This window comes from Pararhizobium sp. A13, assembly GCF_040126305.1.
Lineage (GTDB): Bacteria > Pseudomonadota > Alphaproteobacteria > Rhizobiales > Rhizobiaceae > Pararhizobium.
The window spans coordinates 690,184-709,751 of the sequence record NZ_CP149510.1 but is presented as its reverse complement, the minus strand read 5'-3'; the positions used below and the strand labels follow the sequence as shown (position 1 = coordinate 709,751).

The following is a 19,568-nucleotide window of genomic DNA, read 5'->3' as shown; positions in this document are numbered from 1 at the left end:
GCGTCTTACTGCTTGGTTTTCCCGTCAAAGATCGTATGTCAGGACGTCACTTTCAAGACAAGCGGTTCGTGTCCCGTCGCCTCGATAAAGCGCAGGAGGTCCCTGGCGGCGATCGACGTCGTCGCATCGTTGACGAGCGGATGGCAGTTGACGATCTCGTCCTTCATCAGTTCCTCGTCGACGATGATCTTCACGTTTTTCCCGGCGTCGTTGATCACGCCGAAGGCGGTGACGGCGCCGGGAATGACGCCCAGATATTCCATCAGCTTCTCCGGCCTGCCGAAGGAGACCTTGCTCGCACCGCCGATGATCGTGTGCACGGTCTTCAGGTCGACGGTCGCGTTCTCTTCGACGGTGAGCAGGAAATAATTGTCCTTCTTGTCCTTCACGAACAGGTTTTTTGTGTGTCCGCCGGGGATCTCGTCGCGCAGCGCCACCGATTCGGCGACGGTAAAGACGGGCTCGTGACGCTTGGTCGTGTGCTCGATGCCGAGGCTGTCCAGAAACCGGAACAATTCATCCTGCGTCTTCGGCTGCACTTCACTCATGGCGGGTTCCTTCGGCTTGAAAATGGCGGTCATCATTTACGGCGAAGGGCAGACAAGCGCAATGATTCTCCGTTTGCAGGCTGCAAAACGCCTTGTTTTCAGGGGCTTGCGACATGTGTGCAAAAATTTCTTGGTTTCTTCGTCATTTCCCTGTTGCATTTGGAAAACGGCTGGGCCATATAGCGCCCGTCGCCGCAACGCAGCGACCTTCGGCCACCGACTACCCCAGGCCGTCGACAATGAGCGGGTGTAGCTCAGGGGTAGAGCACAACCTTGCCAAGGTTGGGGTCGGGCGTTCGAATCGCCTCACCCGCTCCATTTTCTCTTCAATGTCAGTGATTGCAAGGTGCGCTCGTGCGTGGCTGGTCACGCGTCGGTCGAGCGCTGTTCCCGTGCCTCCAGCAGCAGCGGCTTGGTTTCGGTTGCCCGGCGCTCGTGCATTTTTGCGCGCAAATCTCTCGCAATCTCGCGCAAGCCCACCTTTCCGGCCCGTCCCAAACCGGCAATGACGAGATCGGCGGCAATCCATGGGTGTTTGCGCACGAGCCGCAGGATGATGTGGGCGACGGCTGCGGCGGCGGCGCGGTCGGCGACGGAGGCGCCGAAGCGCCTTTCAAGGAAGCGCTCCAGCCGTCTTTGCTTTATCACGGGCTCACGACGCGGCGCCGGCCTCAATGAACGGCTGCGCCCCGGCGAGGGCCCTTGTTTGCGTCCCTGTGCACTTTCGCTTGCTTGCGCATTTTTTTTGGCAGGGCCGACTCCGCCGCATCACGCACCACTTCCGTTGCGGCGTGGGCAGCGCTGCGAATGGCGTCACCGGCAAGGCCCATGGCTTTCGCACCCTTGCGCGCGCCCTTCCTGGTCGCGTCGGCAATGTCTTCCCGTTCTTCGACGAGAACGGCGGCGGCGGCGGCGGCACCTGCGGTCAGGGCACTGGCGAGCACGTTGCGGCCGATATCGCTGGCGAGCAGCGACCGGATGACGGACGATTTGCGGATGGCTTTCGGCACTCTATAGCCCGCGACCTTCTTCGGAATCCTGTTCTTTGCCATGTCGGTTCTCCTTCCTGGCAGTGAACGCAGGAGACCTCCCGGCGGTTCCCCATTTTCTTTAGCCGGCAGCCGAATTTTGCCGAAACATCACTCCGCGGCGGCCCCGAGAAAGTGCGGTTCTGCGCCGGGTGCTGGCCGCGATTGCTGCCGTGGTATCTCCCTCAGCCTCGTCCCACAAACGGCATCTTTGTCGCCATCACCGTCATCGTCAGCACGTTCGCGTCGAGCGGCAGGCCTGCCATGTAGACGATGGCGTCGGCAACGAGTTTGGCGGGGATGGTCGGTTCGCTGGCAATCTCGCCATTGGCCTGCAGCACGCCGCCGCTCATGCTGGCGGTCATTTCGGTCGAGGCGTTGCCGATGTCGATCTGGCCGCAGGCGATGTCGAAGGGGCGGCCGTCAAGGGCTGTCGATTTGGTGAGGCCGGTGATGGCGTGCTTCGTCGCGGTATAGGGCGCCGAAAAAGGACGCGGCGTCGAGGCGGAAATCGAGCCGTTGTTGATGATCCGGCCGCCGCGCGGCGTCTGCGCCTTCATCAGTTTCATCGCCTGCTGGGTGCAGAGGAAGGCGCCGGTCAGGTTGGCGGCGACGATGGCGTTCCACTGTTCGAAGGTGATGTCTTCCATCGGCACGGCGGGCAGTCCCATGCCGGCATTGTTGACGAGCAGGTCGAGACGGCCGAAATCATGGGCGATGGTCTGAAAGAGGGTGGCGACCGATTGCGGATCGCCGACGTCGGCGGCGAATGCCCGCACGGTGCCGGTGGTATGCGCGGCCATGTCTCTTGCCGTGGCCTGGAGAACGTCAATTCGCCGGCCGGAGATGACGACGGTGAAGCCGTGTTCCACCAGAGCTTCGGCAATTGCGCGGCCGATGCCGGTGCCGCCGCCGGTCACCAGTGCGATCTTTCCTCTTCCCGTTCCCGACATCGTCTCCACTCCTCCCGGCTCGGGTCACCCGCAGTCGCGTCAAAGACGAGCGCGCCGCGAGACTTCCCTTGAGCCGTATCTGAGCAGGATGTCAGCTCCTGGTAAAGACGTAGTCTGTTTCCTGCCGCAATGTCTCGCCGGGCCGCAGGACGGCTTGCGGGAAATTCGCGTGGTTGACGGCGTCCGGCCAAATCTGCGTTTCCAGGCAGAATCCGGCGAAGGGGCCGTAGCGGCGGCCTTCAAGGCCGGGGACCGGGACGTTCATCTTGAAACCGGTGTAGAACTGCACGCCGGGCTCTGTGGTGCGGACCTCCAGCGAAACGCCCGAATTGATGCTGCGCACCAGGGCGACGGACTGCTTGGGGCCGCGTGCGTCGGCGAGACAGAAATTATGGTCGTAACCGATCCTGTCGCCCTCCATCTGGCGGCGCATCGGCGTCATGGCGCGCAGGTCGAAGACGTTGCCGTCCACGGCGCGGATTTCGCCGGTCGGCACCTGCCGCTCGTCCGTCGGCAGATACTGGTCGGCGGCGATCATCACGTCGTGGCCGAACGCATCGGCGGTACCGTCAAGATTGAAATAGCTGTGCTGGCAGACATTGCAGATCGTCGCGCGATCGGTTGTGCTCTCGTAGACGACATTGAGGACGCCGCCATCGCTTAACGTATAGGAGCAGGTGACGGTGCAATTGCCGGGATAGCCGGCGCGGCCGTCGGGATCGACGATCGTCAGCACGACACGGTCTTCGGCCTGTTCGGCGATCGTCCAGAGACGCTTGGCGATGCCGTCGCTGCCGCCGTGCAGATGCGTGACGCCCTTTTCGTTGCATTCGAGCTGGTAGGGCGTGCCATCGATCGAGAAGCGCCCGCCGCCGATGCGGTTGGCGTTGCGCCCCGGCGTCGCGCCGAAATAGGGGGAGTGATCGAGATAATCCTGAAAATTCTCGAAGCCGAGGACCAGCGGTGCAGCGTGGCCGTCGAGGCGCAGGTCCTGGATGACCGATCCCCAGGTAAGGATATGCGCGGTCAGGCCGCCGCCCCGGATGGTGACGCGGTGAACAGGTTCACCGGAGGGGAGATGGCCAAATATTTCAGTTTCTGTCTGCACGGCTGTTCTTCCTCCACTGCCTGGGCGGCAAACTGCGTCATTTCGGGCGAAGCGGCAACCGAAAAGTCATACAATTCACCGGGGTTGATCGCAGGTCAAACGCGGTGCTGGGCGAAGCCGCCGCCCGGATTGTCTAAAAGCATCTTTTGAAGCGGCTGGATCACCAGATTTGTCGTCATTTTCGATCCTTCCCGATATCGGCCGGATCATAGGGTGTCGTCTGGTAGATGTCGTTGATCCAGTTACCGAACAACAGATGCGCGTGGCTGCGCCAGCGGTTCTGTGGCGGCAGTTCCGGGTCGTTGTGCGGAAAGTGGTTGTGCGGCATCTTGATCGGCACGCCGGCATCGACGTCGCGGAAATACTCGTCCGACAGCGAGGTCGAATCATATTCGACATGGTTGAAGACGTAGAGGCGGTTACCGGCCTTCTCGTGCACGAAGCAGACGCCCATCTCGTCGGATTCCATCAGGATCTCGAGCTCTGGCACCTTCTCGATGTCGGCGCGGCGGACTTCGGTCCAGCGCGACACCGGGATCTGGAAATCGTCGGAGAAGCCGTTCAGATAGACAGACGACGGGTTGAGATTGTGGTGGCGGTAGACGCCGAAGGCCTTTTCCTTCAGCGTGTGTTTCGGCACGCGGTGGAAATGGTAGATCGCCGCCATGGCACCCCAGCAGATGTTGAGCGTCGAATGGACATGGGTGTGCGTCCAGTCGAAGATCTGCTGCATCTCGCCCCAGTAGGTGACGTCCTCGTAGTCCAGCGTCTCGACCGGCGCACCGGTGATGATCAGGCCGTCGAACGTGCGGTCCTTCACCTCGTCCCAGGTGTCGTAGAAGGCGAGCAGATGGTCTTCCGGCGTGTTCTTGGCCTTGTGGCCGCCGAGCCGGATCAGCGAAAACTCGACCTGCAGCGGCGTGGCGCCGACAAGGCGCGCCATCTGCACCTCGGTCTTGATCTTGTTCGGCATGAGGTTCAAGAGCCCGATCTGCAGCGGGCGGATATCCTGACGGATCGCCGCGGTTTCGGTCATCACCCGCACGCCCTCTTTCACGAGGGTTTCAAAAGCGGGCAGCGTATCGGGAATCTTGATGGGCATGGGCAACACTCGGGTCAGGGCAAGCGGAACAAAAAAACCGGCAACGACAAGATCGCTACCGGCCCGCTTTGCTTGCGCATGCACGGCCCTTTAGCGACTTGTTTAACGTGGCTGCAAGCCGGCCGGCCAAATCACCACGAGACGCTTAAATAGCGCCAGTCCGCGTTGGAATCAATATGGGACGCCCGGCTCTGCAAAACGGGCGCCGATCGCATGTCCTCTGTTCAAGCTGAACGCTTCGCCGGTTCGTCGGCGGCGAGCGAGGCTGCGAGGTTGTCGAGCAGCGACTGGGTCCCGGTCTCGCGCTGGCCGACATTGTCGTGGCCGTCGAGGAAGGCGCCCTGCTCGGTGAAGACGAGCCTCGTTCCCTTGCTGTCCGGCTTGAGTTCAACGGTCGCGAGCGACACCGAGATACGCATCTCATTGAGGTGCATGTCGTAGCTGTAGACGATGCGCTGGTCGGGCACGATGTCCTGATAGCGCGCGTCGAACGTGTGCACGACGCCGTCGGCAGCAGTGATGCTCAGGTGCTCGCGGCCGCCGGTGCGGAAATCGAAGATATAGCTCTGCGATTTCCAGCCCTCGTGACTGCCGAACCAGCGGGCCTTGCGGTCCTTTTCCGCAAAGGCGGCGAAGACGCGGGCCGGTGACGCGTCGTAATGGCGTGTGATGGTCAAGGTGGCATGGGTTACCGAGCGTTCGGTCATGACAGTTTCCTCCTCTCCGCTCAGGCGGCTGCCGCGTCGCGTTCGAGTTCGCGGGCGAGATGGCCAAGGATTCCCCGCCAGCCTTGTTCGCGATCTACCACCTGGTCCAGCCCGTCGAGGAAGGCGCCCTGCTCGGTGAAAACGAGCCGTGTCCGCTTGCCTTCGGGCTTCAGTTCCACAGTGGCGAGCGACGCGGAAATGCGGTTTTCGCCGATCGTCATCGTATAGGCGAAGATCATCCGGTTGTCGGGCACGATGTCGTGATAGACGGTGTCGTTATAGATCATCGTACCGCCGTCCGGGCTGAAGCGGCCGGATTCGCGGCCGCCGACGCGGAAATCGAACGAATATTCGGCGATCGGCCAGCCATCGGCTTTGACGAACCAGCGGTCGCGGGCGGCCGGGTCGGAAAAGGCCTTGAAGACGCGGGCGGGCGCGGCGTCATAGACGCGCTCGATGATGAATGTGGCGTGGGTAACGCTGCGTTCGGTCATGTCTTGCTCCCTTCGGTTTCTCTACTGTCTTCGGCGAGATACTCCCCCAGTGCATCGAGGCGGCGTTCCCACAATGCGCGGCGGTCGGAGATCCATTGCTCTGCCAGGCTCAGGACCTGGCGGTCGATCGTGCAGGTCCTGACCCGCCCGATCTTCGTCGACTGGACCAGGCCGCTCAGTTCCAGCACCTGCAGGTGCTGCATCACCGAGGGCAGCGACATGGTGAGCGGTCCCGCCAGTTCGCTGACCGAAGCCGGTCCGCGGCAGAGCCGTTCCACCATTGTGCGGCGTGCCGGATCGGCGAGCGCCTGAAACATGAGATCGAGCTGGTTCGAATAGTTAAGCATATACCTAAGTATCACAATGCGGATTTTGATGCAATGGATAGTTAAGTGAATTACTAACTATTGAAATCCACGAAGACGTGTATCGGGATCGCACATGCGCCCGCAATCACGCGGCGCGAAACGCCCGACCGACGGTAGGTCACTGGATCCCCGCCCCAAGGGCCTGTAAGGGCGACGTGACAGGGTGGGTGTGTCGATCAGCCAAAGTGCTTCCGTTCTGCCTTCAAATCTCTTTCGAAGCGACGTAAACTCCTATCGGTGGAGGGGCCGAAATTCCGGGTGCCAGGGAGTGGATCGGACGGGTAGCGGCATGAACGACGCGACCGGGAATTTGCGCGACAGTTCAGGCGCGGCGGTACGGCCGCCGATCCCCTGGGCGCTTGCGGCGATCGCCGGGCTCGCGCTCGACTGGCTCTATCCGCTGCCGTTCCTGCCGGCGGCCGCACCGGCCGGCTGGCTGGGCGGCATCGTGTTCCTCGCCGGCCTGGCGCTGCTGATCTGGGCGGCGGCGACCTTCCACCGCGCAGGGACGCAGATCCAGACCACCCAGCCGACGTCGACGATCGTCGAGGAGGGCCCCTACCGCTTCACGCGCAACCCGATCTATATCGCCATGTTCCTCGGCCTTATCGGCCTCGCCGTCGCCTTCGACAGCCTGTGGCTCATCGTCCTATTGGTGCTGTTCTATCTCGTCATCCGCTACGGCGTGGTCGCCCGCGAGGAGGCCTATCTCGAGCGGAAGTTCGGTGACGTCTATCTCGCCTACAAGGCCCGCGTCCGGAGGTGGCTGTGGTGAGACGAAGAGGGTCAATCTGCTGGAACCCGAACGACGGGAACACTCGGTTTGTGGACGTTTTTGTGGACGTTAAGGAGCGTCGAGCGAAGTTTCGGCTGCTGACCGACGAGCCGACGTTGGTGGTCTCGCTCGCCAGTGCGTTGGACTACGGTGGTTCTGCGCTCACCACGTTTGACGCGCTGGCTTCTACGCCTACATATTCATTGGTCGGCGCGGAGCGGAGGTGCCTCTTGGATCGATCGTTATTTCTCGCCAGACTCCTGGGGCCGACATTCGCCGCGGTCGCGCTCGGCATGCTGATCAATCTTGGCATGTATGAGACCATGATCGCGGAGGCGCTGCACTTTGGCATCCTGTTCTATCTGTCCGGTCTTCTGTCGCTGCTCGCTGGTCTCGCAATCGTCAACCTGCACAATAGATGGCAGATGGACTGGCGCGTGATCATCACAGCGCTGGGCTGGCTCATGACAATCGGTGGCATCATCCGCATCGTCTTGCCGCAGGTCGCAATTGCGACGGGTTCGACTATCTATAGCGGCCGCGCCTCTACCGTCGTGGCGGCATTGATCATCGGTACGCTGGGCGCTTTCCTGAGCGTCAAGGGTTACATGCGGGGTGGCTGAGGCCACGGAATTACTGGTTTGAAAATTCGCTTTTTGGCACAGAGGAGGCAATGTCCCCGGTCTGCTCATCGCCCCATTCCCGACTCAGATTGCCTCTTCGAAAGCCGACATCCGCCTCTGGCGGGAATTGTGGATCAACGTTCATACTTATTTCGGTCGCCAATTTGCGGCGGAGAGCCGTGGCGTAGTCGCCTGGATCGGTCGGCGTCATGACGAAAGCCTCGGGACCACCAATGACATAGTCGGCAAAATAGGATGCCAGCTGACGGCCAGGGTTCTCGTCCTGGGCTGGAATGGCAATCGCATTGATCGTGTATCCCTTGGCAATTGCCTTCACCCTGCTCGGCTCAACAGGACGCCCGTCGTTATTCTCGCCATTGGCGGAGATGTCGATTATTTTTTTGTTGGCCCTTCCTGGAAACTGATCGAGTAACAGACTTGCGACGTCGATGGCTGAGGAAACGGACGTGCCGCCTCGCCCCCTGCGGCCAAAGCCTGTGTCGCCCCTCTCGCGGATCATCAGGGCGGCCGCTTCGGCATCTTCTAGCCCGCAGATATTCGTCCAGGGCAGCACTTTCCTGACGCGCCCCGGACTCGCCCATTCAAAATAAGCAACGCTAATGCAGCCAAGATGATTGCCGGCAATGGCCGCAACGATCTCCGGCGAAGTAAGGGCAGCGGCATGTCCCTTTCGCTGCAGGTCGGCAGTATCTGGGTCGATCGAGGATGAGAAATCGACCGCGAATACGATGGCAGCGTCAACGTCGGCGGTATGTGCCTGCAGTCCCCAAAAAATCGAAGCCGCGAGGCTCCCCGCCAGTGTCAAGAATGAATTGGTCCCCATTGCCAGCCCCCGGCCAGTTGCGTCCTGGTTGCTCTGTTCGAAGGTTTAATTGAGCTGGCGTCACAACGGCGTTTGAAGGCTGGGCGTGGTGTTAGTTTTGTATTAGGATTTCGTCATGAACTGCTTTAAAGCGCAAATGCCGACTTGCGACCGCATTGCCAGACTGAGAATTTTTCTTTTCGGCGGATTCCGAATCGAGAAGGAGCAAGACGGCCAGGTCTGGCTGACGGGCAAGAGAGGTTCGGCCATCATCGCATATCTCGCCCGGTGTCCTGGGATGGCGGCGCCACGGGACAAACTGGCCGACTTGCTTTGGGGCGACAGCGATGGCGAGCACGCGCGCAACAGCCTGCGGCAGACTATCAGCGTTCTGCGCCGCAACCTCATGCGAGCCGGCGCCGATATCATCCAATCCCGGAAGGATATCATTGGCCTTAAGCCGGACACTGTCGGGGTCGATGTCGAGGATTTTGAAGCAGCGCTTACTGCCCGCTCGCCGCAAGAGCTCGAAATGGCTCTGGCGTCCTATGGCGGCCCGTTTCTCGACGGCTTCTACCTGGGAAGAAGCGCGTTCGATGATTGGGTGGCCTTGGAGCGCGACAGGCTGCTGAACCTCGCGCTTGACTCCTTTGAAAAGCTTGGCCGTCTCGTCGACGTGGAAACGGGGCTGGCCCTGGCCGATCGTCTCCTCGCAATGGAACCGACGCGGGAAGCATCCCATCGGCTCAAGATGGAATTGCTTATCGCCTGCGGCCAACACGACCGGGCGATGCGGACATTCGAGACGTGCAGAAGCATGTTGAAGCAGGAATTCGGCGTCGAAGTCAGCCCTGAGACGCGAGCGCTCTGGCAATCCATGCTGCCGGCCGCCAATACCGCCTCGAATTCCGTTCATTTGCAGCCAGCGAGAGATGGCCCGGCAGGCCGGCGCTTCGGGCGCCCATCTATCAGTGTCGCCAACTTCGTCAATCTGACAGGTGAGCGTGGCGACACCTATTTTGCCAGGGGGCTCGTGCAGGACATCATCACGTCTCTCTCCCAGCAGACCGACTATGTCGTCCTCGCGGGCTTCTCGCCCCTGCAGAAGCATGACGCATGCGATGAATCCAAAATTCCACGAACATTGCGGGCGCGTTATGTCCTGAGCGGCAGCATCCAGAGGTTCCGCGATGAAATGAGGGTAAACGTCCAGCTTGTCGACGCTACCAGCGCTCACAATGTCTGGGCACAGAAGTTCGATGGCCATTCCGAGAACGCACTCGATTTCCAGGACCGGATCGCGCAATCCGTCGTATTGGCCGTGAGCCTCGCACTTCAACTGACGAACTGGAAAGTTCGCGACAAAAGCCCGCCTGGCGCCTCTGAAGTGCGCAGGCTGGTGAACGAGGCTTACACAAAGTATTTTGAAATGACGCGGGACTCGCTGCTGATTGCGATGGAACTCGCCGAGAAGGCCGTTGCGATAGCGCCCGACAATGCGCGGGCAAAGCGGACGCTGTCTGTCGCGACGTCCATGGCCCTGGCCTTTGGTGCACTTCCATGGAAACAGGAGCATGTCGAGCGTTCGCTACGGCTTGCGGAAGCTGCCGTGCGGGCGGTGCCTGACGATGAAATTGCCCGATGCATCCTGTCATTCGCTTATGAATGTGCGGGCCGAATTGACGAGGCAATTGTCGAGTGCCGGCACGCGGTCAGCCTAAACCCAAGCTATCCCAGTGCCCATGGGGATCTTGCGGAACTCTACGGCTTGCGCGGGCAAATAAGCGAGGCGCTGCATGAGGCCAACGAGGCGATCCGGCTTGGAGCGCATGATGTCATCGATTTCTGGCGTCACCACAGCATGGTCGTGGCCCAGTTCGCCGGCGGCAACGATCAACGGGCTCTCGAAGTTGCTCGCAGAGTGGTCAGCACAAAGCCGGGCTTCGTTCGCGGCGCCCTTTATTGGGCGGCGGCGGCGGCCGCTACGGGAAATAGCGAAGAAGCGTCCCGGGCCATCCATCATTGCCTGTCACAACTCCCACATCTCAATCTGAGCAATGTCTCGCCCGGTTTTGTGCCGCGCTATGTAGAGGATCATCATCACTCGCGGTTCCTCGAAATGCTGTCGAGAGCCGGGCTTCCGAGTTCCTAGGCTCAGCGAGTTCCTCGCGCCAATGCTTCGGCGAATGTGCGCAGGTCGGCTGGGGAGAGGCGCCACGAATGGCTGAAAATGTGCGCAAAGCCGACGCTGCGTCCGCAGCCCACCCAACCCCTCGGCCCCAACCACCCCTCGATCTCTTCCCGCAACATTTCCAGTTCCAGCCTTTCCTCTTCCATCTTCGCGATGGACGCGCGCAGCTTTTCGAACCGGGTGGCGAGGGGCTCATGGTCTGTGCACGCACCTGCAATCACGCGGCGGTTTTTCGCCCGTGCTTCAAGTCATTTTCGGTTCGCCGGCCTCAAGGGCCAGGCGGGATCGGCCGGGGCACATCGTGTGCCTGGTTGAGTAGATAAAAGTGACACGCGATGTGTCCCGTCGCGGTGGTTTTTACCTGCAACTGCGGTTTCTCTGCGGGGATGGCGGCACCTTTTTCCGGTACAGGGTGGTGCTCGCAGCTCTCGCTGCCGCGCCACGAAGGGCCTGTCTTTCGACACACCAGTCGCCGCTCCTCATGTGTGCCTCACAGGCACGCCCCGTCCTGTTTCAGACGAGAGGGAAACCATTTTCTGCAGGCCCCCGCGGCCGCGCCTGCGTTTCAAACACCGACCGTAGGCACCGGCCCCGCCTCGTCGGCAACGCTTTCCGGTGTATCCGATGGCGAGACGAGAGGAGTATGGCACGGGCGCAAAAGGCGGGGATGGACGGGGATGGTGGAGGCGCCGGTTTCGCAATCGATCTCACCCCAGCGCGCTGCCGAATATAAATCGTATCCGATTAAATCGGAATAGTGTTGACAAGGGTCCGCACGAAGCGTAGTTAACTCGCATCCGATTAGATCGGATACGAGCAAAAGCGAACACAAAGGATATCGCCATGACCGAGAAGCTTCTTTTCACCGGAAAGACCCACAACAAGGGCGGCCGCGACGGCTTTGCCCGCAGCAGCGACGGCAAGCTGGACCTCAAGCTGACGCAGCCGCACCCGGCCGCCGAAAACCTCTTCGGTGCCGCCTGGTCGGCCTGTTACATGGGCGCGATCGAGGTCGCCGCCGCCCAGAGAAACATCAAGCTTCCGGAAGGTGTCGAGGTCCATGCCGAGATCGATCTGAACGTCGACGACGGCTCCTACTTCCTGCGGGCGCGCCTCAACGTCAGCCTGCCGGGCATCGACCGCGACGTCGCCCATGAACTGATCCACGCAGCCCATGAGATCTGCCCCTATTCCAAGGCGACGCGCGGCAACGTCGACGTTGCGACCAACCTTATCTAAACCGGATCGGTCGGGTCTGCCTGCCGGCGGCAGACCCGACGCTCTTCGCATGAGACGCTGACCTTGCCGCGGCCGATTCGGCCGCATTTGCATTTTCTAGACGGAATGAACAACGATCGAGGCGCCATCGCGCTTGTTCGGACACACGTCCAATCGATCTCCCATGCGGTGCGCGGCGTCGCGGCGCCTGGAAGCCGCTGCGCAAAATTCCAGGAGAGAGGGCAACGTCCTGCCGATCATGCCTTGTCCCGCTGCGTGGCCCGCAGGAGATTGTCGCGCAGCCTTGCCACGGCCTGCTGCACCACAAAGAAATCGTCGCCGAGCCCGGTGGCGTCGACCAGCGATGCGGCGGGGTCCGTTTCAAGAAGACTGCGTCCGGCTGGCGTCAGGCTCACCCGCACCTGCCGTTCGTCGGCGGGATCGCGCTGACGCTGGAGATAGCCGATCTGCTCCAGCTTCTTGAGGATCGGCGTCAGCGTGTTGGATTCCAGGAAGAGCTTTTCGCCGAGCGCGCCTACGGTCTGGTCGTCCTCTTCGGACAGCGCCACCATGGCGATATACTGGGTGTAGGTCAGGCCGAGCGCATCCATGATCGGCTTGTAGGCGCGGCCGAAGGCCAGATTCGCCGAGTAGACCGCAAAGCAGAGAAAATTCGAAAGTTTTTTGCTGCCGGTCTGCGAGGACGGATCGGAGCTTGTCTTTGTTTGTGCTGCGGTCACGGGCATGATCCTTTATAGGGCCTTTGTCGTTATATAGATCGCATCCGATTAAATCGCAATGGTAGAGTCAAGTGGAGTGACCGCCGGTGGCGCGGCATGCCCGGCACGCCCGGTTCATTTTCGGACCGGAGGAGAACCGCCTTTCACGCAGTCCGGAGATTTCGCCTTCGGGAAGAATGATTGTGTCCCGCGCCAGCGGTGGCCCCTTCGGCAAGACCGGCGCCGCCTTATGGAGATCACGCCGGTCAGACGCTTATTACGATTGACACCCGGTAGAGGGAGAACTTGAACCTCGCACATGCCGCGCACACCGTCATCGATATGCTCGTCCAAGCAATATTTGACATCTGCATCGCCGCCCAGGCCGTTGGCCAAGGCGTATTCGGACGGCCGCTCAAAGGTTATGTGGCCGATCTCAGGCAACATCACGAATTGCTCGAATGTCTGGAACGCGACCGCGGCGCTGGTCCCTGTCTGGTAGGAGGCGCTTGGCGTATTGCCGGCAAAGTTCGTCTGCGTCGACCAAAGAGACTGACCGTCGCTCCGCAAATGGTCGCCCAGCGACTGATAGGCCACCATCACGCCGGTTGCGATCTGAGGCTCCGGATTGACGACCGGGAAGCGATCACTCTTCTTGACGTAGGAGGCCATGAGATAGGGCATATCGTGTCCGGCCAAGCGGGCGTGGTCCACATACTGCACCCGAACGGCGCCCGTGCCGCGGTGCTTCAGGTCCAGCATGTCGGCTGCCTTGCTGGAAACGTCGATGATGCGACCGTGATGAAAGGGACCGCGATCGTTGACGCGCACGATGAGCGACGAACCGTTTTCAAGATTGGTCACCCGCACATAGCTGGGCAGGGGAAGGGTCGGATGCGCGGCAGAAAGGTGATCCGGGTCGTAAATTTCGCCGTTTGCGGTCAGGCGCCCGCGAAACGCCGAGCCGTACCAGGAAGCGACGCCCTTCTTGTCGTAGTTCGGCTCTTCCTTCGGATAATAGCGCTTGCCTTTCACCACATAGGGCTTGCCGACCATATAGCGGCCACGGCCCTTGGGAATTTTCTTGCCGTAGGCGACCCGCGGACCCGCCTTCACGCCGTATACCTTTTCGGAAATATATCCTTTGCTGTTCGGCGCTTGCGTGGTCGTACAGGCAGCACAGCTGCAGCAGACCATCGTGATCGCCAGCCATCGCAGGCCTCTGACAGCCGTACTTATATCGATACCCATCCGTCCAACGCTGGCGACAGCCTTCCGTGCATCTGCGGCAAGCCTCGACACAAACGCTCATGTCGGCCACGCGCTTGCAGTCCGCTGTGCATCGGGTCGAGGGACAGACGGATTTGCAGCTGAGGCACTCGTCGATGCATTGCTGCATTCTTGGGTCGGCCCATTAATTCGCTCCTTCCGTGAATAATTATAGAAGCGGAGCCGATGCCAAAAGTTCCATTAGCAAATGCGAATATATGCTGCCCTTTTACTTGGGCCGGCCGCTGACAACGCCACCGCGGACGCCGACCCGGGGCAGCGGCAAGACTGCAGCTTCACCTCGAGGCACGCAGCGGTTGCCGTGCAGCCATGGCGCTGGACTGGATCGTCGGATGACGGGATCGGTAGGTTTCGCCCGCAGACGAAATCGCAAGACGAGGCCTGGCGTCGTCAGCGGCGGCGAGGATCGATTGAAGCATCCATGCCATCGCGAATGCGATCTCGGTAGGACGGCTTTTTGGCGCGAAGCCCACATTCGATCGCTAATTTAACCCTACCCCTCCAACTCCTCCCGCAGCATCTCCAGTTCCAGCCATTCCTCTTCCATCTTCGTGATGGAGGCACGCAGCTTCTCAAGCTCGGCGGCGAGGGTGGAGAAGCGGGTGGGGTTCTTGGAAAACAGGGTGGGATCGGCCATTTCCTTTTCGCGTTTGGCGATCTCGGCCTCGGCGTTCTCCATGTCCTTCGGGAGGTTTTCGAGCGCGAATTTCTGCTTGAAGGAGAGCTTGCCCTTGGTGGTCTTCGGCGCGGCGGCGGAGCTGCCATTGTCGGCGGACCTGGCTTTTTCGGCCTTGTCAGTGCGCTTCTTTTCCTCCTGTGCGCCCTTGCGCTGCGCCATCATGTCGGAATAGCCGCCGGCATATTCGATCCAGCGGCCGTCGGGCGCGTCCGGGTTGGCAGGCGCGATGGTCGAGGTGACGGTGCGGTCGAGGAAGTCGCGGTCGTGGGAAACGAGGATGACGGTGCCGGAGAAGCCGGCGACGATTTCCTGCAAAAGGTCGAGCGTCTCGATGTCAAGGTCGTTGGTCGGCTCGTCGAGGATCAGGAGGTTGGTCGGGCGCGACAGGATGCGGGCGAGCATCAGCCTTGCACGCTCGCCGCCCGAGAGGTTCTTGATCGGCGTGCGGGCCTGCTCCGGCTGGAACAGGAATTCCTTCATGTAGCCGGTGACGTGGCGCTGCTCGCCGTTGACAATGAGGTTTTCGCCGCGCCCGTCAGTCAGGTAATGCGCCAGCGTATCCTCGAGGTTCAGGTCCTCGCGGCGCTGGTCAAGCGTGGCGATTTCGAGGTTGGTGCCGAGCTTGACTACGCCGCTGTCCGGTTCGATCTGGCCGGTCAGCATCTTCAAAAGCGTCGTCTTGCCGGCGCCGTTCGGGCCGACGAGGCCGATGCAGTCGCCGCGATGCACCCGCATAGAGAAGGGCGCGACGATGGTTCGGTCGCCATAGGCCTTGGTGATCTTCTCGGCTTCGATGACCAGCTTGCCGGAATCGCGGGCTTCCGAGACGGTCGCCTGCACCGTGCCCTGCGGGCCGGAATGGCCGCGATGCCTGGCGCGCAGGTCCTGCAGGGCGCCGAGGCGGCGCATGTTGCGCTTGCGCCTTGCGGTGACGCCGTAGCGAAGCCAATGCTCCTCGCGCTCGATTTCCTTGCCGAGCTTGTGTTGCTCGATCTCTTCCTCTTCCAGCACCTTGTCGCGCCAGGCCTCGAAAAAGGCAAAGCCCTGGTTGAGGCGGCGCGATTGGCCGCGGTCAAGCCAGACAGTGGCGGTCGAGACCTTTTCGAGGAAGCGCCGGTCATGCGAGATCAGGATGAGGGCCGAGCGGCTTTTCTGCAGTTCGCCTTCGAGCCATTCGATGGTCGGCAGGTCGAGATGGTTGGTCGGTTCGTCGAGCAAAAGAATATCCGGCTCCGGCGCCATGACGCGGGCAAGGGCGGCGCGACGGGCTTCACCGCCCGAGAGCTGCGTCGGGTCCTCGTCGCCGGTGAGGCCCAGATGTTCCAGCAGATAGGCGACGCGGTAGGGATCGTCGCTCGGCCCGAGACCTGCCTCGGCATAGGCGCGAACGGTGTCGAAGCCCTCGAAATCCGGTGCCTGATGCAGGTAACGGACGGTCACGGACGGATGGCGGAAAACCTCGCCGGTCTGCGGCTCGGCAAGGCCGGCGGCGATCTTCATCAGCGTCGATTTGCCGGAACCATTGCGGCCGACGAGGCAGATGCGATCGCCGGGCTCGACCTGCAGGTTGGCGCCGGCAAGCAGCGGCGTGCCGCCGAAGGAGAGGAAGATATCGTCGAGTTTCAGAATGGGCGGTGCCACGGTCAGGCTCCCGAAAGGTCATGAGGACGGGCAAGGACGATCGCCCGGCCGGAGGAAAGGGTGAAGCGGACGGTGCCTTCGGCGACATTGGAAATCGTGCGCGAGGAACCGAACGGCAGATGGAAATCCTTGAGCGGATAGCGGGCGCCCTCGATCGAGAGGCCGGCGAGCGTTTCGAGGCCGAGAACCGAAAACAGGCTGCCCTTCGGCAGGTCGATGTCGCGCGTGCCTGGCAGCAGCGGATAGGCCTCTTCCTCGCCGGAGGTGAGAAGCACGTCGAGGCCGTCCTCGGCCAGCTTGACGGCGTAGAGCAGGTGCATGAAGGCATGGTCGCTGCGCTCGCCGCCGAGCGCGCCGGCAAAGACCAGGCGTTTCGCCCCCCGCGCCAGGGCTTCCGCCGTGGCAATCTCGCCGTCCGTCTCGTTCTTGGCGGCGGGGTAGGGCTCGCGCACGACATCCGGCCATTCGTCAATCAGCGCCTGCGTCGTGGAATCGAAATCGCCGACCCAGAGCTCCGGCGTCAGGCCGAGCGCCTTCGCATGCCGCATGCCGCCATCGGCGGCGATGACGCGCGCGCCTTTGAGATGGCCGGCCAGACGATCCGTCGGCGTCAGTGCGCCACCCATCAATATCACGAAAGCCTGTTTGTTCATGGCGCAAGGCCATAGCTTAAACAGGGGCCGAAGGGGAAGAGGCGGGCGGGGTTTTGTTCGGCGCGCCCCGACGAGACAACGCCGTCGACGCTGCGCGTGCCCCGGCCCGGTTGCTCGACCTTGCCCTCACCCCAGCCCTCTCCCCGCAGGCGGGGAGAAGGGATGATCGAGAGGGCCGCTTGACCTTTCGCGCTAATGGGGAAGAGGAAAGCGGCGGGTGCCGCTTGTTCCTTCTCCCCGCTGGCGGGGAGAAGGTGCCCGGTAGGGCGGATGAGGGGGCGATCATGAGACGGGTCCTGTCCCATCCTGCGAACCGCGCTCACGCAACCCCGATGGCGGTTACCTCTCGCCGTGTCCGGCGTTTTCGCGGTTCTGATGGATGCGCTCCATGCCGGCGACGAACTTGTCGAACAGGACGGCAAAGGCAGCGACGTCGTCTTCCGGCCAGTCGGCGAGGATGGTTTCGATCACGCCGCGCTTGACCGCCTGCACCTCGAGCATCAGCTTTTTCCCGAGCTCGGTCATGACGACGATGATGCGCCGGGCATCGGCCTGCGAGGCTTCCCGCCGCAGGGCGCCGCGCGCCACCATGTCGGAGACGATGCGGCTGGCGCGCGAGGGGTCGATGCGCATGAAGTCGGCGATCGTGCCGACCGTCACCTCGCCCTCCGGCTCGGCCCGGCGGACCGCATCAAGGACGTCGAGATGGGAGATTTCAAGGCCTGGCGCGACATTGTCGATTGCCAAGCGAGCAAGCACCCGCCGCCCGACCAGAAGTCGCCAGCGTCCCATCGAACGGCCGATCAAGGCGCGGTGCGCCTCGGCATCGCTGCTGTCTGTCGTCTGTTCCAGTGTGTCGTGTTCCATGACCGGACCATAGCAAAGCACAGCACCGTCATAAAGCCGGAATATGCGGTTCGCATAAATATGCCGTTGACAATTATATGCTAACAGCACATAAATTGCCGACCGCAACTGGAACCCTCCCATGGACATGCACGCCGCACCGCCACCGCTCGTTTCGAGCCACGCGCTTCGCCTGACGCTTTTCCTCTTCCTGATGACCGCGCTGTTCATGGCGACGCTGGACAACCAGATCGTCGCGACGGCGCTGCCGACCATCGTCGCCGAGTTCGGCGAGATGGAGCGGTTCGGCTGGATCGGCTCGGCTTATCTGCTCGCCACCTGCGCGGTCATGCCGCTCTACGGCAAGCTCGGCGACCTGTTCGGTCGCAAATATGTGATGCTTGCGGCGGTGGCGATCTTCACGCTGGGCTCCGTCGCCTGCGGTCTCGCCGTGTCGATGAACACGCTGATCGCGGCGCGCGTGCTGCAGGGGCTCGGCGGCGGCGGCATCATGGTGTCGATCTTCTCCATCACCGCCGACCTGTTCGAGCCGCGCGAGCGCGCCCGCTACCAGAGCTATTCGAGCCTCGTGCTGATGGCGTCGGGCGCCATCGGCCCGGTGCTCGGCGGCACGATGAGCGACCTGTTCGGCTGGCGATCGATCTTCCTCGTCAATATCCCGATCGGGGTGATCGTGCTCTCCGGCCTGTTCTTTTTCCTGCCCTATCGGCGGCCGACGCGCCTGCCGACGATCGACTATGCCGGCGCGCTTCTGCTCGCCGGCGCAGTGACCAGTGTGGTGCTTTTGGGCGACGGCGCGGAACTGTTCGGCTCGCTGTTTTCGCTCGGAAGCCTTGCGGTCACAGCCATAGGCGTGCTTTGTGCGGTCGCCTGGGTGCTGGTCGAACGGCGCGCGCCGGAGCCGATCGTGCCGCTGACGCTATTCCGCAATCCGACCTTCAGCCTGATGCTGGTAATTTCGCTGATGAGCGGCGCCGTCGGCATCGGCATGGTCAACTATTTCGCGCTGTTCCTGCAGACGACGACGGGCCTGACGCCGTCGGCGGCCGGGGTGCTCTTCGTCCTGCTGACGGGTGGCATCGTCGCAGGCGCGTTGACGGCCGGGCGGCTGATATCGCTCTCCGGCCGCTACAAGCCGTTTGCGATCACCAGCGCCAGCCTGACGGCCCTGGCCTTGCTGATGTTCACGCAGGTCCATCCCGGGACACCGCTCTTCGTCATCGGCGCCATCATGGCGCTGCACGGCATCGGCATCGGTTTCGGCCAGCAGGTGCCTGTCGTTGGCGTGCAGAACGTGGCGTCGCGCGGCGATGTCGGCGCTGCCACGGGTGCCGTGACCCTGTCGCGCATGGCCGGCGCCTCGATCGCAATCTCGATCTACGGCGCGACGATCGCCGCCGGACTGGCACGCGGCGCAGTCTCGATCCCGGGCGTCGAGGACATCGAAAAGCTGACGCCGCTGATGCTGTCGGCACTGCCGGAGGCAACCCGCCGGCTGGTCGCCGAAAGCTATACGGCCGCCTTCCAGCCGTTGTTTCTGACGGCCGTCGGCATCACGCTGGTCACGCTTGTCTCGGCCATCAGCCTGAAGGCGGTACGGTTGCCGCAGAAGCCGGTGGTTTGACTGGTCTACCCTCCCCCTTGTGGGGAGGGGAGGGGTTCTTTTGCGCTGAAAAGAAAGTCCCTCCCCAACCCCTCCCCACAAGGGGGAGGGGCTTGACCGCGCAAGTGGTCGCCTCCGGCCCATCATCGAGGGAAGATGTCACGAGGTGCAGAGGGTG

At 62.1% G+C, this 19,568-nt stretch carries 20 protein-coding genes, 1 tRNA gene and 1 riboswitch; of the genes, 6 read left to right on the top strand and 15 right to left on the bottom strand.

All coding sequences use genetic code 11. The annotated features are described in order from the left end of the window. Positions 1 to 38: 38 nt before the first annotated feature. Complete coding sequence (locus tag WI754_RS03375; protein ID WP_349436228.1) at positions 39 to 548, bottom strand: prolyl-tRNA synthetase associated domain-containing protein; 510 nt, start codon at positions 546 to 548, stop codon at positions 39 to 41. Between the two features lie 243 nt (positions 549 to 791). Here WI754_RS03375 and WI754_RS03370 point away from each other — a divergent pair. After that, positions 792 to 866, top strand: a tRNA-Gly gene (locus tag WI754_RS03370). Between the two features lie 48 nt (positions 867 to 914). On the opposite strand, the gene WI754_RS03365 is transcribed toward WI754_RS03370, so the two are convergent. The 8 genes from WI754_RS03365 to WI754_RS03330 form a co-directional block, all read right to left on the bottom strand. Further along, entirely contained in the window at positions 915 to 1,196 is a 282-nt protein-coding gene (locus WI754_RS03365) for a hypothetical protein (RefSeq protein WP_349436227.1), read from the bottom strand. A 23-nt stretch (positions 1,197 to 1,219) separates the two neighbouring features. After that, a complete protein-coding gene (locus tag WI754_RS03360) occupies positions 1,220 to 1,600 on the bottom strand; it encodes a hypothetical protein (protein WP_349436226.1) in 381 nt (126 codons plus the stop codon). A 161-nt stretch (positions 1,601 to 1,761) separates the two neighbouring features. Beyond that, positions 1,762 to 2,538, bottom strand: a complete 777-nt coding sequence (locus WI754_RS03355; protein WP_349436225.1) for an SDR family oxidoreductase — start codon at positions 2,536 to 2,538, stop codon at positions 1,762 to 1,764. 82 nt (positions 2,539 to 2,620) lie between these two features. Further along, the gene (locus WI754_RS03350; RefSeq protein ID WP_349436223.1) at positions 2,621 to 3,637 is read right to left on the bottom strand and encodes an aldose epimerase family protein; all 1,017 of its coding nucleotides are present in this window, start codon (positions 3,635 to 3,637) and stop codon (positions 2,621 to 2,623) included. A gap of 175 nt (positions 3,638 to 3,812) precedes the next feature. Continuing rightward, complete coding sequence (metA, locus tag WI754_RS03345; protein WP_349436222.1) at positions 3,813 to 4,739, bottom strand: homoserine O-succinyltransferase; 927 nt, start codon at positions 4,737 to 4,739, stop codon at positions 3,813 to 3,815. Between the two features lie 70 nt (positions 4,740 to 4,809). Continuing rightward, positions 4,810 to 4,887: riboswitch (SAM riboswitch) on the bottom strand. Between the two features lie 76 nt (positions 4,888 to 4,963). Beyond that, a complete protein-coding gene (locus WI754_RS03340) occupies positions 4,964 to 5,446 on the bottom strand; it encodes an SRPBCC family protein (protein WP_349436221.1) in 483 nt (160 codons plus the stop codon). A gap of 20 nt (positions 5,447 to 5,466) precedes the next feature. Then, positions 5,467 to 5,940: an SRPBCC family protein gene (locus tag WI754_RS03335; protein WP_349436220.1), complete on the bottom strand. Its 474-nt coding sequence runs from the start codon at positions 5,938 to 5,940 to the stop codon at positions 5,467 to 5,469. Then, the gene (locus WI754_RS03330; RefSeq protein ID WP_349436219.1) at positions 5,937 to 6,287 is read right to left on the bottom strand and encodes a metalloregulator ArsR/SmtB family transcription factor; all 351 of its coding nucleotides are present in this window, start codon (positions 6,285 to 6,287) and stop codon (positions 5,937 to 5,939) included. The genes WI754_RS03335 and WI754_RS03330 overlap by 4 nt, the downstream gene beginning before the upstream one ends. 289 nt (positions 6,288 to 6,576) lie before the next feature. Here WI754_RS03330 and WI754_RS03325 point away from each other — a divergent pair, with 289 nt between their 5' ends. Both WI754_RS03325 and WI754_RS03320 read left to right on the top strand, forming a co-directional pair. After that, positions 6,577 to 7,083 carry an isoprenylcysteine carboxylmethyltransferase family protein gene (locus WI754_RS03325; protein WP_349436218.1) on the top strand — a complete coding sequence of 169 codons (507 nt, stop codon included), beginning with the start codon at positions 6,577 to 6,579 and terminating at the stop codon, positions 7,081 to 7,083. 230 nt (positions 7,084 to 7,313) lie between these two features. Beyond that, entirely contained in the window at positions 7,314 to 7,706 is a 393-nt protein-coding gene (locus tag WI754_RS03320; RefSeq protein ID WP_349436217.1) for a hypothetical protein, read from the top strand. Between the two features lie 10 nt (positions 7,707 to 7,716). On the opposite strand, the gene WI754_RS03315 is transcribed toward WI754_RS03320, so the two are convergent. Continuing rightward, on the bottom strand, positions 7,717 to 8,550 hold the full coding sequence (locus WI754_RS03315) for a DUF1194 domain-containing protein (RefSeq protein WP_349436216.1): 834 nt from the start codon (positions 8,548 to 8,550) through the stop codon (positions 7,717 to 7,719). A 277-nt stretch (positions 8,551 to 8,827) separates the two neighbouring features. Between WI754_RS03315 and WI754_RS03310 the strand changes: the two genes are divergently transcribed. Then, the gene (locus tag WI754_RS03310) at positions 8,828 to 10,681 is read left to right on the top strand and encodes a BTAD domain-containing putative transcriptional regulator (RefSeq protein WP_349436215.1); all 1,854 of its coding nucleotides are present in this window, start codon (positions 8,828 to 8,830) and stop codon (positions 10,679 to 10,681) included. 882 nt (positions 10,682 to 11,563) lie between these two features. After that, positions 11,564 to 11,959 carry an Ohr family peroxiredoxin gene (locus WI754_RS03305; RefSeq protein WP_349436214.1) on the top strand — a complete coding sequence of 132 codons (396 nt, stop codon included), beginning with the start codon at positions 11,564 to 11,566 and terminating at the stop codon, positions 11,957 to 11,959. A gap of 236 nt (positions 11,960 to 12,195) precedes the next feature. Here WI754_RS03305 and WI754_RS03300 read toward each other — a convergent pair whose 3' ends face one another. From WI754_RS03300 to WI754_RS03280, 5 genes are all read right to left on the bottom strand, one after another. Beyond that, positions 12,196 to 12,684 (bottom strand): MarR family transcriptional regulator, encoded by a 489-nt coding sequence (locus WI754_RS03300; RefSeq protein WP_349436213.1) that lies wholly within the window; start codon positions 12,682 to 12,684, stop codon positions 12,196 to 12,198. A 108-nt stretch (positions 12,685 to 12,792) separates the two neighbouring features. Continuing rightward, positions 12,793 to 13,908 carry a septal ring lytic transglycosylase RlpA family protein gene (locus tag WI754_RS03295; RefSeq protein ID WP_349436212.1) on the bottom strand — a complete coding sequence of 372 codons (1,116 nt, stop codon included), beginning with the start codon at positions 13,906 to 13,908 and terminating at the stop codon, positions 12,793 to 12,795. A gap of 532 nt (positions 13,909 to 14,440) precedes the next feature. Further along, positions 14,441 to 16,267 (bottom strand): ABC-F family ATP-binding cassette domain-containing protein, encoded by a 1,827-nt coding sequence (locus tag WI754_RS03290; protein ID WP_349436211.1) that lies wholly within the window; start codon positions 16,265 to 16,267, stop codon positions 14,441 to 14,443. A gap of 2 nt (positions 16,268 to 16,269) precedes the next feature. Next, positions 16,270 to 16,920, bottom strand: coding sequence for a thiamine diphosphokinase (locus WI754_RS03285; protein ID WP_349436210.1), 651 nt, complete (start codon positions 16,918 to 16,920; stop codon positions 16,270 to 16,272). Between the two features lie 339 nt (positions 16,921 to 17,259). Further along, positions 17,260 to 17,787, bottom strand: coding sequence for a MarR family winged helix-turn-helix transcriptional regulator (locus WI754_RS03280; RefSeq protein ID WP_349436209.1), 528 nt, complete (start codon positions 17,785 to 17,787; stop codon positions 17,260 to 17,262). A gap of 121 nt (positions 17,788 to 17,908) precedes the next feature. Here WI754_RS03280 and WI754_RS03275 point away from each other — a divergent pair, with 121 nt between their 5' ends. Next, complete coding sequence (locus tag WI754_RS03275) at positions 17,909 to 19,411, top strand: MDR family MFS transporter (protein ID WP_349436208.1); 1,503 nt, start codon at positions 17,909 to 17,911, stop codon at positions 19,409 to 19,411. The last annotated feature ends 157 nt before the right edge of the window (positions 19,412 to 19,568 follow it).